Origin of the sequence: Streptomyces sp. SYP-A7185 (genome assembly GCF_046103685.1) — a bacterium.
Classification (GTDB): Bacteria; Actinomycetota; Actinomycetes; order Streptomycetales; family Streptomycetaceae; genus Streptomyces.
The window spans coordinates 4118917-4135330 of record NZ_CP122310.1 but is presented as its reverse complement, the minus strand read 5'-3'; the positions used below and the strand labels follow the sequence as shown (position 1 = coordinate 4135330).

The 16414-nt window shown below is 73.3% G+C and carries 12 protein-coding genes; 8 read left to right on the top strand and 4 right to left on the bottom strand.

The features are described from left to right. The first annotated feature begins 76 nt into the window (after nucleotides 1-76). Nucleotides 77-1159 carry a sugar phosphate nucleotidyltransferase gene (locus tag QBL25_RS18030; protein ID WP_409058059.1) on the top strand — a complete coding sequence of 361 codons (1083 nt, stop codon included), beginning with the start codon at nucleotides 77-79 and terminating at the stop codon, nucleotides 1157-1159. Between the two features lie 42 nt (nucleotides 1160-1201). Beyond that, nucleotides 1202-2206: a DNA-3-methyladenine glycosylase family protein gene (locus QBL25_RS18025; protein WP_409058058.1), complete on the top strand. Its 1005-nt coding sequence runs from the start codon at nucleotides 1202-1204 to the stop codon at nucleotides 2204-2206. A 190-nt stretch (nucleotides 2207-2396) separates the two neighbouring features. Here QBL25_RS18025 and QBL25_RS18020 read toward each other — a convergent pair whose 3' ends face one another. The 3 genes from QBL25_RS18020 to QBL25_RS18010 are packed head-to-tail and all read right to left on the bottom strand — an operon-like array spanning nucleotide 2397 to nucleotide 5216. Continuing rightward, nucleotides 2397-3713, bottom strand: a complete 1317-nt coding sequence (locus QBL25_RS18020; RefSeq protein ID WP_409058057.1) for a coenzyme F420-0:L-glutamate ligase — start codon at nucleotides 3711-3713, stop codon at nucleotides 2397-2399. Then, nucleotides 3710-4666: a 2-phospho-L-lactate transferase gene (cofD, locus tag QBL25_RS18015; protein ID WP_409058056.1), complete on the bottom strand. Its 957-nt coding sequence runs from the start codon at nucleotides 4664-4666 to the stop codon at nucleotides 3710-3712. Before cofD ends, QBL25_RS18020 begins: the two co-directional genes overlap by 4 nt. 34 nt (nucleotides 4667-4700) lie before the next feature. Further along, nucleotides 4701-5216 carry a cysteine dioxygenase gene (locus QBL25_RS18010; protein ID WP_409058055.1) on the bottom strand — a complete coding sequence of 172 codons (516 nt, stop codon included), beginning with the start codon at nucleotides 5214-5216 and terminating at the stop codon, nucleotides 4701-4703. A 699-nt stretch (nucleotides 5217-5915) separates the two neighbouring features. On the opposite strand from QBL25_RS18010, the gene QBL25_RS18005 reads away from it, so the two are divergent. From QBL25_RS18005 to QBL25_RS17995, 3 genes are all read left to right on the top strand, one after another. After that, nucleotides 5916-6179 (top strand): WhiB family transcriptional regulator, encoded by a 264-nt coding sequence (locus QBL25_RS18005; RefSeq protein ID WP_016642094.1) that lies wholly within the window; start codon nucleotides 5916-5918, stop codon nucleotides 6177-6179. A 191-nt stretch (nucleotides 6180-6370) separates the two neighbouring features. Then, nucleotides 6371-10072 carry a glycosyltransferase gene (locus QBL25_RS18000; protein WP_409058054.1) on the top strand — a complete coding sequence of 1234 codons (3702 nt, stop codon included), beginning with the start codon at nucleotides 6371-6373 and terminating at the stop codon, nucleotides 10070-10072. Continuing rightward, on the top strand, nucleotides 10069-11571 hold the full coding sequence (locus QBL25_RS17995) for a DUF5719 family protein (RefSeq protein WP_409058053.1): 1503 nt from the start codon (nucleotides 10069-10071) through the stop codon (nucleotides 11569-11571). Before QBL25_RS18000 ends, QBL25_RS17995 begins: the two co-directional genes overlap by 4 nt. 41 nt (nucleotides 11572-11612) lie before the next feature. On the opposite strand, the gene QBL25_RS17990 is transcribed toward QBL25_RS17995, so the two are convergent. After that, nucleotides 11613-12080: a metallopeptidase family protein gene (locus QBL25_RS17990; RefSeq protein WP_409058052.1), complete on the bottom strand. Its 468-nt coding sequence runs from the start codon at nucleotides 12078-12080 to the stop codon at nucleotides 11613-11615. Between the two features lie 435 nt (nucleotides 12081-12515). On the opposite strand from QBL25_RS17990, the gene QBL25_RS17985 reads away from it, so the two are divergent. The 3 genes from QBL25_RS17985 (at nucleotide 12516) to QBL25_RS17975 (ending at nucleotide 16244) form a co-directional block, all read left to right on the top strand. Further along, a complete protein-coding gene (locus QBL25_RS17985) occupies nucleotides 12516-12890 on the top strand; it encodes a DUF3499 domain-containing protein (protein ID WP_030793262.1) in 375 nt (124 codons plus the stop codon). 160 nt (nucleotides 12891-13050) lie between these two features. Then, nucleotides 13051-14667 carry an L-lactate permease gene (locus QBL25_RS17980; RefSeq protein ID WP_409058051.1) on the top strand — a complete coding sequence of 539 codons (1617 nt, stop codon included), beginning with the start codon at nucleotides 13051-13053 and terminating at the stop codon, nucleotides 14665-14667. 212 nt (nucleotides 14668-14879) lie between these two features. Then, a complete protein-coding gene (locus QBL25_RS17975) occupies nucleotides 14880-16244 on the top strand; it encodes a phosphomannomutase/phosphoglucomutase (RefSeq protein WP_409058050.1) in 1365 nt (454 codons plus the stop codon). Nucleotides 16245-16414 lie beyond the last annotated feature (170 nt).

Sequence of the window (16414 nt, the reverse complement as noted above, 5' to 3'; positions counted from 1 at the left end):
TCTGCAAAGCCATCTGCATACACTGGCCGGCCGCGACTCAAGTTCGGCCGGCCCCAGCAGGAAGCAGAGACGACAGGTGACAGAAGCGATCCTCCTGGTCGGCGGCAAGGGCACCCGGCTCCGTCCGCTCACGGTGCACACCCCCAAGCCGATGGTCCCGGCGGCGGGCGTGCCGTTCCTCACCCACCAGCTCGCGCGGGCGCGCGCGGCGGGCGTGGACCACATCGTCCTGGCGACCTCGTACCTCGCCGAGGTCTTCGAGCCGTACTTCGGCGACGGCTCGGCGCTCGGCCTGCACATCGAGTACGTCACGGAGTCCGAGCCCCTCGGCACGGGCGGCGCGATCCGCAACGTGGCCTCGCGCCTGCGCTCGGACCCCGACGAGCCGGTGCTGATCTTCAACGGCGACATCCTCACGGGCCTGGACATCCGTGCCCTGGTCACGACCCACGAGGAGTCGGGGGCGGACGTCTCCCTGCATCTGACGAAGGTCACCGACCCCCGCGCGTTCGGCCTGGTGCCGACCGACGGGACCGGCAGGGTGCAGGCCTTCCTGGAGAAGCCGCAGACCCCCGAGGAGATCGTCACCGACCAGATCAACGCGGGCGCGTACGTGTTCCGCCGCTCGGTCATCGACACGATCCCGGTGGGCCGCCCGGTCTCGGTCGAACGCGAGACCTTCCCCGACCTGCTCGCCTCCGGGGCCCATCTCCAGGGCATGGTCGACTCGACGTACTGGCTCGACCTGGGCACCCCCCAGGCCTTCGTACGCGGCTCCGCCGACCTGGTGCTCGGCCGCGCCCCGTCCCCCGCGGTCCCCGGCCGCTGCGGCGACCGCCTGGTCCTGCCGACCGCCACGGTCGCCCCGGACGCGAAGCTCACCGGCGGCACGGTCGTCGGCGAGCACGCGGTGATCGGCGAAGGAGCGCGGGTGGACGGCAGCACGGTCCTCGCGGGCGCGGTCGTCGAACCGAACGCGGTCGTCACGGACTCGCTGATCGGCGCCGGCGCGCGGGTGGGCGCCCGCACGGTCCTCGCGGGCGCGGTGATCGGCGACGGCGCGGACGTCGGCGCCGACAACGAACTGCGCGACGGCCTGCGGGTGTGGTGCGGGGCGCGGCTGCCCGCCGGGTCGGTGCGGTTCTCCTCGGACCAGTGAATCGGGGCTCGCCCGGTCACTGAAGCCCTTACCCTCGTACAGATGTCATCCCGTTTCGCCCCGCGCCCCACCCGCACCACGGTGCGCGGCGGCGAAACGGCGATCCCTCAGGGCGTGCCCCGCCGGGCCACGACGGCCCGCACCCGCACCTGGACCCCGCCCTACCCCCTGAACCTGGGCCTGACGGTCGGCCCCCTGCGCAGAGGGCCCGCAGACCCCACGTTCCGTACGACCCCGGACGGCTCGGCCTGGCGGGCGAGCCGCACCCCGCAGGGCCCCGGCACGCTCCGGGTGGCCCTGCGCGGCACCACCGTGGAGGCCGAGGCCTGGGGCCCGGGAGCGGAGTGGCTCCTGGACCGGCTCCCGGAGCTGCTCGGCGACGCGGACGACCCCGCGGCCTTCACGCCGCGCCACCGCCTCCTGGCGGTCACCGAGCACCGGCGCCCCGGCCTGCGGCTGCTCCGCACGGGTCTGGTCCTGGAGTCCCTGATCCCGTCGATCCTGGAGCAGAAGGTCACGACGGACGAGGCCTACCGCGCCTGGCGCCTCCTGGTCCGCAAGTTCGGCGAACCGGCCCCCGGACAGGCCCCCGCCCAGCTGCGGCTGCACGTGATGCCGGACCCGAGGACCTGGACCCTGATCCCGTCCTGGGAGTGGCACAAGGCGGGCGTGGACGACAAGCGGGCGTCGACGATCCTGCGCGCGGCACGCGTGGCCGCACGCCTGGAGGAGGCGGCGGCGATGGAGCCGCTCAAGGCGCAGGCCCGCCTGGAGCTGATCCCGGGCATCGGCCCGTGGACGTCGGCGGAGACGATCCAGCGCAGCAACGGCGCCCCGGACGCGGTCACGGTCGGCGACCTGCACCTGCCGGGCATCGTCGGCCACGCGCTGGCACGCGACCGCACGGCGGACGACGAGGAGATGCTGCGGCTCCTGGCCCCCTACGAGGGCCAGCGCCACCGGGCGGCCCGCCTGATCCTCCTGAGCGGCAGCACACCGGCCCGCAGACAGCCCCGGATGCCGGTGGGGAACATCGGGGCGCTGTAGGCCCGCAGAGGAGCCCGGTAGGGGGCGCGGGGTACGGCGCGAGCAACCACGTCGAACCCGCCCCGACGCATCAAGGGACCGCGAGAAAGAGGCGCGGGGAACGGCGCGACAAGCCCCCCACGACCCGCACCCGAAGCACAGCCCCCTGCCCTCAGCCGCCAGCGCCCGCACCCCGCCCGGGAGGGCAGCCTCACCGCACCTGAACGAAGTCCCCCGGATCCCGCACGGCCCGAGCCGCGGGCTCAACCGCCGCGTGCCCCACGGCCACCGCCCCCATGGGGTCCCAGGAGTCCGGCAGGTCCAGGACCCGGCGGACGACGTCCCGGCAGAACATCGTCGAGGAGACCCAGGCGGAGCCAAGCCGCTCCCCGGCGAGCGCGACCAGGAAGTTCTGCACCCCGGCCCCGGCCGCGACCACGAACATCTCGCGCTCGGCCGCGTCCCGCCGCTCGTCCCCGTACGTGTGCGAGCCGTCCGTCACCAGACACGGCACCACCAGATAGGGCGCCTTGCGCAGCACGTCACCCCGCCGCACCCGCTTGGCGACGGACTCCGCGGACTTCCCGTCCCGCTCCAGGTCCGCGACCCACGCGTCCCGCATCGCGTCCAGCAGCCGCAGCCGCGCTTCGGCGGACTCCAGCAGGACGAACCGCCACGGCGTCGTGTGGTGCGGCGCGGGCGCGGTCACCGCCGCCGCCACGGCCCGCCGCACGGCCCCGGGGTCCACCGGCTCGTCCGTGAACTCCCGCACGGTCCGCCGCTGCGTCACCGCCTCCCGCACGGCCTCGGAGGTCCCGAGCCGGAACATGTCGTCCCGCGACGGACGCACCAGGGCCCGCGCCCCCTCGCCGGTCCCGCCGACGACGTGCGCGAGACCGCGGATCACCGCGACCGGCAGCCCGCCGGTCTTCCCCTTGACCAGGTCGCCCGCGGCGGCCAGCTCGTCCGCGGTGGCGACGACCGTCGCGGTCAGCGGATTGCCGTACGCGTCGGCGCCGCCCCGCAGGTCGTCGAGGACGCGCACGCCCGCCGCCCCGATGGCGACGTCCGTCACGCCGTCGCGCCAGGGGCGCCCGAAGGTGTCCGTGACCACGACGCCGACGTCCACGCCCAGGGCGTCCCGCAGCCCGTCCCGCACCGCACGCGCCGACGCGTCGGGGTCCTCGGGCAGCAGCAGCACGGTCCCGGCGGCGGTGTTGGAGGCGTCGACCCCGGCGGCGGCCATCACCAGGCCCTGCCGGTTCTCGACGATCCGCAGGGTGCCGCGGCGCGCGACGACGCGCACGGTCTCGGCGTCGATGGCCGCCTCGCGGTCGTCCGCCCGGACGATCCGCCCCTCGGCCTTGCTGACGATCTTGGAGGTGACGAGGAGCACGTCCCCGTCGGCCAGGCCCGGCTCCGCCGCGGCGATCAGCTTGGCGAGGTCGTCCCCCTGCCGCACCTCGGGCAGCCCGGGCACGGCCCAGACGCGGAACGACGGGGGACCGGCCGCCGGGGAGGAGGTCACGCCCGCACCTCCTCCGCGAGGGCGAGTGCCGCGCGCGCCATCTCGGCTGTCGCGTCGACGTCGCTCATCATCAGCGGGATCGCCCGGCACCGGATGCCCGCCGACTCGACCTGCTGCACGACCCCGGCGTCCACGGTGTCGACGAGCCAGCCGTCGAGCAGTCCGCTGCCGTAGTGCTCGGCGACCGCGACCGCCGTCGTCTCCACGCCCACGGCCGCGAGCACCTTGTCGGCCATGCCCCGCACGGGGGCGTTCCCGACGATGGGGGAGAGGCCGACGACGGGCACGCCCGCGTCGGCGATGGCCTCGCGGATGCCCGGCACGGCGAGGATCGTGCCGACGCTGACGACGGGGTTCGACGGCGGGAAGAGCACGATGTCCGCGTCGGCGATGGCCTCCAGGACGCCGGGTGCGGGCTTGGCCTGGTCCGCGCCGACCGGCACGACGGCGTGCGCGTCCACGGAGGCCCGCAGCCGCACCCAGTACTCCTGGAAGTGCACGGCCTTCTGCTCGCCGTCGACGGTCACGGCGACATGCGTCTCGACGCGGTCGTCCGACATCGGGATGAGCCGCACGCCGGGCTGCCAGCGCTCGCACAGGGCTTCCGTCACCGCGCTGAGCGGGAAGCCGGCGGCCAGCATCTGCGTCCGCACGATGTGCGTGGCGAAGTCACGGTCGCCGAGCCCGAACCACTCGGGCCCGACGCCGTACGCCGCGAGTTCTTCCTTGACCTTGAACGTCTCGTCCGTACGTCCCCAGCCCTGTTCTTCGTTGATGCCGCCGCCGAGGGTGTACATCACGGTGTCCAGGTCGGGGCAGACCTTGAGCCCGAACAGGTGAATGTCGTCACCGGTGTTGCCGATGACCGTGATGTCCGCGTCAGGCGCGGCTTTCTTGAGCCCGCGGAGGAAACGGGCGCCGCCGATACCGCCGGCCAGGACCACAATGCGCATGGACCCCAGCATGTCAGGCAGGTACGACAGTGCGTCAGGCGGTCACGACATCTCCGGCGGCCGGAGCGGCCGCCCGCACGCCGCACTGCGCCGCGTGCATCGGCATCTCGGTCAGGCCGGGGTAGTAGACGTGCAGGCTGACGGCCGGTTCCAGGGAGTCGTTGACGACGTCGTGGACGTACCCGGGCGCGAACACGCGCTGGTTCCCGGCGCCGAGCGCGCGCTGCCCGCGCTCCGTACGCTCCGTCAGTTCGCCCTCCAGGACCGTGAGTACGCCGGAGGAGCGGCCGTGGTCGTGCGTGCCGCTGCCCTGGCCGGGCACCCAGGAGAGCAGCCAGACCTCGTAGCCGGGGCCCGTGCGCAGGCGGTGGTACCAGCGGCTGGTCGCGTCGTACTCGACGAGGTGGGCCCACTGGGTGCGGTCGGCCGCGATGGTGCGGGCCAGGCCGACGAACTCGGCCACGGTGGCCGGGTGCTCGCGGGCGGGCTGGAGGAGGTGCGTGACTTCGAGGATGTCGCCGGCGATCTGGAGGTCGCTGTCGCTGTTCATGGTGCGGTGGTTCCTCAACGTGAGTGCTGGGGTGTCGCGAGGGAGGGTCAGGCGATGGAGCGGGGAGAGAAGCTCGGGCGGTGAGGCTCCGGAGCGGGCTCGACAGCTGGAAGCGGGACGGCTCAACAGCTGGAACAGGAACAGCAACAGCGCGCGTGGGCAGCACCGAGGAGCCCGCTGGTGCGGGTCGTCGAGAGTGCCAAGTTCGCGAGCATGCCCACTAGGACAGCGGCTCACACCTTCTCTGTCAACTCTATGTCCGGTATGTGGGATATGTTTCACCTCATCCGGTTGTTCTCTCAGGTGAAAGGTTTGTGCACCCGGTTCACGGGACACCCAGGGGAGACATCGCTTGCGATGTGCCCCACCCGGCGCGTAAACCCCGACGTGCTCCCGTGACCCGAATGTGATCCTCTTCGCTTCGGCGGAGCGGTCGCAACGGGGCCGATCTCCGTGACGTCCTTCCCAGGTGAAGGCGGTCGTGGGGTGGCTCGGGATGAGCCTCTGGCAAGTGTCAGGGTTTATGCCGATTTGAACACTTTCCGCATTACCTTGGTTCCGCAGGGTGAATAAGGGACCCAATAGCAGATCTCGGCTTGACTGGCCCGGATCGGCACACTTGTAATTTCACTCGTGTCGTTCAGCCGAAATCGGTAACGGCAAGCACCACGGGGACGCACAGACAGACGAGGGGCGCACATGACCGAGCTGGTTCAGGAACTGCTGGTCGAGGACGCGGACGAGGAACTCGGCTGGCAGGAGCGCGCGCTGTGCGCCCAGACCGATCCCGAGTCCTTCTTCCCCGAGAAGGGCGGCTCCACGCGCGAGGCCAAGAAGGTCTGCCTCGCCTGTGAGGTCCGTTCGGAATGCCTTGAGTACGCACTGGCGAACGACGAGCGATTCGGTATCTGGGGCGGCCTTTCGGAGCGGGAACGCCGCCGTCTGAAGAAGGCCGCCGTCTGAACACCGGCCGGATCGCCCGACCAATCGGCACACACCCCTACGTAAAGAACAGCCCGCCGCCCGTGGGACATCCACAGGCGGCGGGCTGTTGTGATGGCAGCCGTTAGTGTGGGGCCCCGTCCGAGACGCCCCGGCGCCCCCATGAAGCGCAGGCGTCCACCGCAGTCCATCGAACCGGGGCCCGTACCTCGATGTCCGTGCACAGCCATTCGGCAGCCACTCACCACGACGCTGCCGCCGCAGGGTTCGACCCGACCCGCCCGCCCGAGTTCCCGCGGCACGTGGTCACCGCCGTGATCGTCTCCCACGACGGCGCCCGCTGGCTGCCCGACGCCCTGGCCGGCCTCCTCGGCCAGGAGCGCCCGGTGCAGAACGCCGTGGCCGCGGACACCGGCAGCGCGGACGACTCCGCGCGCCTGGTCACCGAGGCACTCGGCCCCGACCGCGTCCTGCACCTGGCCCGGCGCTCCGGCTTCGGCACCGCCGTCGACGAGGCGAACCGCGTCGCCGGCGTGCTGACCCCCGAGGAACTGCCGTACCTGAAGCGCCCCAGCGGCTGGGACCCGGTCAGCAGGTCCTGGCGCGACGACGCCTACGACCTCCCCGACCTGCCGCACGGCGAGCCCGAGCAGTGGCTCTGGCTGCTGCACGACGACTGCGCGCCCGAACCGGGCGCCCTCGCCGAGCTGCTGCGCGCCGTGGAGAACGAACGCGAGGTCGGCAAGGACGTCGCGATCGTCGGCCCCAAGCTGCGCGGCTGGTACGACCGCCGCCAGCTCCTGGAAGTCGGCGTCTCCATCGCCAACAGCGGACGCCGCTGGACCGGCATCGACCGCCGCGAACAGGACCAGGGCCAGCACGACCACGTGCGGCCCGTCCTGGCGGTGTCCACCGCGGGCATGCTGATCCGGCGGGAGGTCTTCGACGAACTCGGCGGCTTCGACCGGCGCCTTCCGCTCATGCGGGACGACGTCGACCTGTGCTGGCGCGCCCAGAACGCCGGCCACCGCGTCCTCGTCGCCCCCGAAGCCGTCGTGCGGCACGCCGAGGCCTCCTCGCGCGAGCGCCGCACCGTCGACTGCGTCGGGCGTACGTCGACGTCACCGCACCGCGTGGACAAGGCGGGCGCCGCCTACACCCTGCTCGTCAACGCCCGTACGGCCGTGCTGCCCTGGGTGCTCTTCCGCCTCGTCGTGGGCACCCTGATGCGTACCGTCGCCTATCTGGTCGGCAAGGTGCCCGGCCAGGCCGTCGACGAGGTCGCCGGTCTCCTGGGGACGCTGCTGCGGCCCGGACGGATCGTCGGCGCCCGCAAGGAGCGCGGCAAGTCGGCGCTCGAACCGGCCGAGATGCGCCCGCTCTTCCCGCCGCCGGGCGCCACCGTGCGCGCCACCGTCGAGCAGCTCGCCGGCAGCGTCGTCGGCCGCTCCGACCCCGAGGCCGTCACCGGCGCCGGACGCCACGGAGCCGTCGAGTCCGGCCCCGGCGGCGACGACGCGGACTTCCTCCAGGTCGAGCAGTTCGCGCGCCTCAAGCGCCTGGCCCGCAAGCCGGGCCCGATGCTCTTCGTGGTGCTGCTCTTCGCCTCGCTCATCGCCTGCCGCGAACTCCTCGGCGGCGGCGCCCTCGCGGGCGGCTCGCTGCTGCCCGCGCCCGGCGACTCATCGGCCCTCTGGGACCGCTATCTCGACGCCTGGCACCCCGTCGGCACCGGCGGCACGCAGTCGGCGCCGCCCTACCTCGCGCTCGTCGCGGGACTCAGCACCCTGCTGTTCGGCTCCACCGGCCTCGCGGTCACGGTGCTCCTCGTCGGCTCGGTCCCCCTGGCCGGGTTCGCCGCCTACTTCGCCTCACGGCCGCTGGTCACCTCGCGCCTGCTGCGCGCCTGGGCCTCGGTCGCCTACGCCTTCCTGCCGGCCGCCACGGGCGCGCTCGCGGGCGGCCGCATCGGCACCGCCGTCCTCGCGATCCTGCTGCCCCTCATGGCGCGCGCGGGCATCGCGGCGAGCGGCCTCGCCTCGTCGAGCGGCCGGCGCGGCAGCTGGCGCGCCTCCTGGGCGTTCGCCCTGCTCCTGACGCTCACCACCGCCTTCACGCCGATCGTGTGGCCGATCGCCCTGGTCCTCGGCCTCGCGCTCCTCGTGGTGCGCAGGCGCGACCTGGCGGCGTACGGCCCGCGCTTCCTCGCCGCGTTCGGCACCCCGCTCCTGGTGCTCGCGCCCTGGTCGCTCTCGCTGCTGCCCTTCGGCTTCTTCGGGGAGGCGGGCCTCGCCTTCGGCGCCGGCTCCGCGTCCGGACTCGACCTGCTCGGGGGCAGCCCCGGCGGCCCCGGCACCCTGGACGGGCTGCTCCTCATCGGCATCGTGCTCGCCGCCCTGGCCGCGCTCCTGCGCGCCGAGCGGCAGCTCGCCGTCCGCACGGCCTGGATCGCCGCCCTGGTCTCCCTGGTCTTCGCCGCGCTCTCGAACGGCTCGGCGTGGGCGGGCCCGGCGACCCTCGCGTACGGCCTCGCGCTCCTGGCCGCCGCCGCGCTCGGCGCCGACGGCGCACGCACGCGGGTCGCCGAGCAGAGCTTCGGCTGGCGCCAGCCGGTCGCCGTCCTCATCGCGTTCGCGGCGGCCGCGGGGCCCCTGCTCGTCGCCGCCGGGTGGATGATCCGCGGCGCCGACGGCCCCCTGGAGCGGCGCGACCCGGTGCAGGTGCCCGCGTTCGTCGCCGAGGAGAGCGGCACGCAGGACCAGGCCCGCACGCTCGTCCTGGACAGCGAGTCGCCCGCCCAGGTGTCGTACACCCTCGTCCGCGGTTCGGGCGCGCGCCTCGGCGACGCCGAGCTCGCCGACGCGGGCGGCTCGAACAAGCACCTCGACAAGATCGTCGCCCGGCTCCTCGCGGGCTCCGGCGCCGACCAGGCCGACCAGCTCGGCGGCTTCGCCGTCCGCTACGTCCTCGTGCGCGACGGCGCGCCCCGCCAGATGAACCGCACCCTGGACTCCACCCCCGGCCTCACCCGGCTCAGCCAGGAGGACGGCAGCGCCCTGTGGCGCGTGGACCGGCAGGTCGCCCGCGCCGCGATCGTCCCCGAGTCCGGCGACCCGCTGCCGGTGGCCGCGGGCCCCGTGGAACTGCACACGAACATCCCGGCGGGCGAGGAGGGCCGCACCCTGCGGCTCGCCGACGCCGCCGCCGATGGCTGGACGGCGACCCTGGACGGCCGCCCGCTGACCGGGACCACGCTGGACGGCTGGGCGCAGGGCTTCGACCTGCCCGCGTCGGGCGGCCGCCTCGACGTCACGCACGAGACGCCCGCGGGGCACACGGGATGGCTCTGGGCCCAGGGCGCGCTCGCCGTGGTCCTGGTGGTCCTCGCGCTGCCCGGCCGCCGCCGCGACGTGGACGACGACCTCCCGGACGAGCCCGTCGTCCCGGCGCAGCCCGTCGAGGGCGAGGGCCGCAGGGCCCGCAGGCTGCGGGCCGCGCAGGCCGAGCAGGACGCCGCGCAGGCGGACGCCGGGCAGGACGACCCCGGCGTGCCCCCGCCCCCTCCGGAGGAGGAGTCCTACGCCCCGGTGCCCCAGCAGCAGTCGTACGAGGAGTGGCAGGCCCCCGCCCCCGCGGGCGCCGGCTACGGCACGTACGAGGGCGAGCAGCAGTACCAGGACGCGCGGTACGCGCCGGGTTCCTACGACCGGTCGGGCCAGACCGACCAGGCGGGGTACCAGGACCCCTACCAGGGCGGTCAGTACGACCCGTACGCCTACGGGAGCGCGCAGGGCGGCGAGCAGTACGGGCAGTCGTACGACGCCGGGTACGGCGAGCAGCCCCCGATGCCGCCCCAGCCCCCGCAGCCGCGGCACGGCGACGACAGTGAGCGCCCCGACGGGAGCCAGCAGTGAACCGCACGACCCAGTCCCTGATCGCCGCCGTCGCCGCACTCGCCGCGGTCACCGGGTACGCCATGACCAGCACGCCCGACGGCGGCGGCGACGACGCGAAGGCCGCCGCGCGGCTGCCCGTCGAACGCAGCAGCCTGCTCTGCCCGGTGCCCAGCGCCTCCGACCTCGCCGAGACCTCGTACACGGCGTTCACGCCCAAGGGCGCGGCCTCCGGCGCCGACGGCAAGGCGGAACTGCTGCCCGCCACCCGGGAGCTGACGGACGCCCCGAAGGAGGGCGGTTCCGGCGCGGACAAGAAGAAGGCCGTCAAGCCCTTCCTGAGCCCCAAGACCCCGGGCAAGCCCGTCACCGGCGAGGAGACCGGAGGAGAGTCGCCCGCGCTCCTCGGCACCGCCGACGGCGACCTGGCCCCTGGCTGGACCGTCCAGCAGACCACCAAGTACGCCGTGGGCAGCGGCCGCGGCCTCCAGGGCGCCAACTGCACGGCGCCCGACACGGACTTCTGGTTCCCGGGCACGAGCAGCGCCAAGGGCCGCAGCGACTACGTCCACCTGACGAACCCGGACGACTCGGCGGCCGTCGTCGACATCGAGCTGTACGGCAAGGAGGGCGCCCTCAAGACCGAGGTGGGGGAGGCGATCCAGGTCCAGCCGCACTCCAGCGTCCCGGTCCTGCTGTCCACGCTCTCGCCCGAGGAGCAGACCAACCTCACGATGCACGTGACCGCGCGCAGCGGCCGGGTCGCGGCCGCCGTGCAGTCCTCGGACGACGAGCTCGGCGGCGACTGGCTGCCCGCCTCCGCCGACCCCGCGAGCCGCCTGGTCCTGCCCGGCATCCCCAAGGACGCCACCTCGGTACGCCTGGTCGCCTTCGCGCCCGGTGCCGAGGACGCCGACCTGAAGGTCCAACTGGCCTCGCCCACCGGCTCGATCAGCCCGGCGGGACACGCGAACCTGCACGTGAAGTCCGGCATGACGACCGCCGTGGACCTCGGTGACGTCACCAAGGGCGAGGCGGGCTCGCTGGTCCTGACGCCGACGGAGGAGGCCTCACCCGTGGTGGCGGCCCTGCGCGTCACGCGCGGCAAGGGCGCCGACCAGGAGACGGCGTTCATCCCCGCCACGAACCCGATCGGCACGCGCGCGACGGTGGCCGACAACCGCGCCAAGGGCTCCACGCTGTCCCTGGTGGCCCCCGGCGGGACCGGCAAAGTGAAGGTCACGGCCTCGGAGGGCTCGGAGGGCGGCTCGTCGACGAGCAAGACGTACACGGTCAAGGGCGGCACGACCATGGGGATCAAGCCGCCCGTCCCGACCGGCCTCAAGGGGACGTACGCGCTCACGGTGGAGCCGGTGTCGGGAGACGGCGTCTACGCCTCCCGCATGCTGGAGGAGCAGGAGGACGGCGTCCCGATGTTCACCGTCCAGACGCTGCCGGACGACCGGGGCACGGTCTCGGTGCCGAAGGCGGAGCAGGACCTGACGGTGCTCCAGAAGTAGCCCGGCGGGCGGCGGCGGACCCGGAGGGGGCGGGGGAGCCCTCAGTCCTCGCCGTACCGCGGGTCCACCGACTCGGGCGAGAGGCCCAGGAGCTCGGCGACCTGCTCGACCACCACTTCGTGGACGAGCGCGGCCCGCTCGTCCCGCCCCTTGGTGCGGATCTCGACGGGACGCCGGTAGATGACCACCCGGGCGGGCCGCCCCTCGGCGGCCTCGATGGTGCCCCCCAGCGGCACGACGTCGTCGCTCCAGTCGTCGTCGCCCGACCCCGCGCTCGCGCCCCGCCCCAGCGCGGGAACCTCCAGGACCAGGAAGTCGATCTCGCTCAGCTGCGGCCACCGGCGCTCCAGGCGCTCCACGGAGTCCTGCACCAGGTCCGTGAAGGCCTCGGCGCGGCTGGCGGACAGCGGCACCTGGGGAGGTGCGACGGGGCCGCGCATGCCCCGGCCGTGGCGGTCGCGGCGGCGGGGCCTCGGGTCTGCGGAGCGGGGCTGTACGGGGTCGTCCATCACTGACGAAGAGTAGTCCTCGAGATCGCCCTTTCCGCACAGCTTCCGCCGGGCTCCGTACCGCTTCCGTACTGCCTCCCCACTCCTCGCGTACGACTTCCGTCCGGCATCTGCCCGGCTTCCGGCCGGTCGCCCGGGTGGAAACGGGTCGGCAGCCGGGTGGCCGCCGTGCGGCATGTCGCCGGATGACCATTCCGGCCAGGGTTGGGCCCGATTACGCATCTCTCCGGGACCGTCGATCTCGCGTTGAATGACGGTATTTGCGCCAACCAGTGACCGGATTCCGCACCACCGGTCACCCGGGCCCCTTGCGTCACCGCAGGTCAGCAAGGCGCCGCCGGAGCGGCTCGTGACGGGGATCACGGCACGACACGGTGGGGTGACCTCGCGGAGAGTCGTCGCGGCCCGCTCAAGAGTGCGGTACCGTCCAACATCGTGAGCCCTGTACGTCGCTGTTCGCGCACCGCTTGCGGCCGTCCCGCCGTCGCGACGCTGACGTACGTCTACGCCGACTCGACCGCGGTCCTCGGCCCCCTCGCGACCTACGCCGAACCCCACTGTTACGACCTGTGCGCCGAGCACTCCGAGCGCCTCACCGCGCCCCGCGGCTGGGAGGTCGTCCGCCTCGCCGACGCCTCCGGTCCGGCCCGCCCCAGCGGGGACGACCTCGAAGCGCTCGCCAACGCGGTGCGGGAGGCGGCCCGCCCGCAGGAGCGCGCCGCGGAGGCCGGGGGCGGTGCCCGCAGGGCGGACCCGATGGAGGTCGCGCGCCGCGGCCATCTGCGGGTGCTGCGCTCACCGGACTCCTGAGCTCCGGTTTCGTCGCTCCGGGCTTCCCTTGTCGTTCAGCGTCGTTTAGCGCTGAACAAGTTCTCGTGCACGATCCATTGACGTGCCCATGTCGGCGACATGACCATTCCCCCAGTTGTGAGAGATCACCTTCCGCATCACGGAAACCGGGGAGTCGCCCGTGTACGTGCAGCAGCTGGAGCCCGTGGCCGATTCGCTCGGCCTGTCCGCCCTCGTCGCGACCCTGCCCCTCCTGACGGTCCTCGTCCTGCTCGGCGTCGTCCGCATGAAGGCCCACCACGCGGGCCTCATCGGCCTCGGGGTCGCCGCCCTGGTCGCCCTGCTCGCGTACGGGATGCCGCTCGGCCAGACCGCGTCCGGCGCCGCGCAGGGCGCCCTCTTCGGGCTCTTCCCCATCCTGTGGATCGTCGTCAACGCCCTGTGGGTGTACCGCATGACGGTCCGCACCCGGCACTTCGACATCCTGCGCCGCTCCTTCGGGCGGCTCTCGGACGACCCCCGCATCCAGGCCCTCGTCGTCGCCTTCTGCTTCGGGGCGCTCCTGGAGGCGCTCGCCGGCTTCGGGGCGCCCGTCGCGATCTCCGCGGTGATGCTGGTGGCGCTCGGCTTCGACCCGGTCAAGGCCGCGGTCGTCGCCCTCGTGGCCAACACCGCGCCCGTCGCCTTCGGCGCCATGGGCACCCCGGTGGTGACGCTCGCGCAGGTCACCGGGCTCCCGCTGGACACCGTCGCCACGGTCGTCGGCCGCCAGACGCCGCTGCTCGCCCTGGTCGTACCGCTGCTCCTGGTCGGCCTGGTGGACGGGCGGCGCGGTCTGCGCGAGACCTGGGTGCCCGCCCTGGTGTGCGGATTCGCCTTCGCCGCCGCGCAGTTCGCCGCGTCCAACTACGTCTCCGCCCAGCTGGCCGACATCGCGGCCGCGCTGGCCGGCGCCGGCGCGCTGATGGCGGTGCCGAGCGCGCGCAAACCCGCCGCGGAGCCCGTACGCGCCTCTGTCCTCACCGGCGTACGCAGCGAGGACCTGGACCACGACGACCCGCGCCCCGAGATCCTGCGCGCCTACGCCCCGTACGCCCTCATCGTCGTCATCTTCTCGGTCGCCCAGATCCCGCCGGTCAAGGACTTCCTCGCCAAGGCGACGCGGACCTTCGACTGGCCCTTCCTGAACGTCGCCGGTCCTGACGGGGATCCGGTCGGCGGCAATGTCTTCTCGCTGCCCCTCGTGGCGACGGGCGGGACGCTCGTCCTGCTCGCCGGCGTGGGCACGGCCGTCATCCTCGGGGTGCACGCGCGCGTGGCGGTACGGGAGTGGCTGGCCACCGTGCACGAACTGCGGTTCGCGATCCTCACCGTGACCTCCGTGCTCGCCCTCGCGTACGTGATGAACCTGTCCGGGCAGGCCGCCACCATCGGCCACTTCGTGGCGGCGGCGGGCGCGGGGCTCGCCTTCCTGTCGCCGGTGCTCGGCTGGTTCGGCGTCGCGGTCTCCGGCTCGGACACCTCGGCCAACGCGCTGTTCGGCGCGCTCCAGGTGACGGCGGCCCAGCAGTCCGGGCTCTCGCCCGAACTCCTCGCGGCGGCCAACAGCTCGGGCGGCGTGCTCGGCAAGATGATCTCCCCGCAGAACCTGACGATCGCGTGCGCGGCGGTCGGACTTGCGGGCAAGGAAGGCGACCTGCTGCGCAAGGTGCTGCCCTGGAGCCTCGGCCTGCTCCTGGTGATGTGTCTGATCGTGGTGGGGCAGAGCACGGTGGTCCTCGGCTGGATGCTGCCGTGACACGGACCTGACGTCGCACGGCACGCACCTGACACCGGCTTGGCCTTGCTCACAGCTGGTTGTCAGGTGTTGCGGGTAGTTTGGGGTGACCGACGAGTGCTCGACGCGTGCCGGGCGAGCACCCGGCGCGTGCCCGCCGAGTGCTCTCCCGAGCGCTCGACGAGCGTTCTCCCATACCGCTGAACTCGCAGAACCTGCAGAGAGGGTTGGCCGTGACTGCTGATCTGTCCCAGATCGTGAAGGCGTACGACGTGCGCGGGGTGGTCCCGGACCAGTGGGACGAGTCGCTCGCCGAACTGTTCGGCGCGGCCTTCGCGAAGGTGACGGGCGCGGACGCGATCGTGACCGGCCACGACATGCGGCCCTCCTCGCCCGGCCTCTCCCGCGCCTTCGCGCGCGGAGCCGCCGCGCTCGGCGTGGACGTCACGGAGATCGGCCTCTGCTCCACGGACCAGCTGTACTACGCGTCGGGTGCGCTGAACCTCCCGGGCGCGATGTTCACGGCCTCGCACAACCCGGCCCAGTACAACGGCATCAAGATGTGCCGCGCGGGAGCCGCCCCGGTCGGCCAGGACACCGGCCTCGCGGACATCCGCGCCCTCGTGGAGGGCTGGGCGGAGAGCGGGGCCCCGGAGCCCGCGGCCACCCCCGGCACGCTCACCGAGCGGGACACCCTCAAGGACTACGCGGCGCACCTGCGCGGCCTGGTGGACCTGACCTCCATCCGCCCCCTGAAGGTCGTCGTCGACGCGGGCAACGGCATGGGCGGGCACACCGTCCCCACGGTCTTCGAGGGCCTGCCGCTCACGCTCGTACCGATGTACTTCGAGCTGGACGGCACCTTCCCGAACCACGAGGCCAACCCCCTCGACCCGAAGAACATCGTGGACCTCCAGGAGCGGGTGCGCGCGGAGGGCGCCGACCTCGGCATCGCCTTCGACGGCGACGCGGACCGCTGTTTCGTCGTCGACCAGGACGGCGCCCCGGTCTCCCCGTCGGCGATCACCGCCCTGGTCGCCTCGCGCGAGCTCGCCCGCAACGGCGGCAAGGGCACGGTCATCCACAACCTCATCACCTCCTGGTCGGTCCCCGAGGTCGTCCGGGAGAACGGCGGCACGCCGGTCCGCACGCGCGTGGGCCACTCCTTCATCAAGGAGGAGATGGCCAAGACGGGCGCGATCTTCGGCGGCGAGCACTCGGCGCACTACTACTTCCGGGACTTCTGGAACGCGGACACGGGCATGCTGGCCGCGCTCCACGTCCTCGCGGCGCTCGGCGGCCAGGACGGCCCCCTGTCGGAGCTCGTCGCGCAGTACGACCGCTATGCGGGCTCCGGCGAGATCAACTCCACGGTCGACGACCAGACGGCGCGCCTGGCCGCGATCAAGGCGAAGTACGCCGACCAGGAGGGCGTCACGGTGGACGAACTGGACGGCCTCACGGTGACGTCCACGGACTGGTGGTTCAACGTCCGGGCCTCCAACACGGAACCCCTCCTCCGCCTGAACGTGGAAGCCCGCGACGAGCAGACGATGAACAAGACCAGGGACGAAGCCCTGACCATCATCCGATCCTGAGCCCCGCTCGCGTTCGTGGGCGGGCGCCCCGGGTTCCACGGCCGGTCGTCGCGTTTGTGGGCAGGCGTTCCGCAGGGCGGAACGGGTGGGCACAAACGCCCACCGGGCCGCAGCAGGACAAGGACGCCCGCCCCCGGGGGCCCAGGGGGCACGGGGCGAAGCCCCGAGGC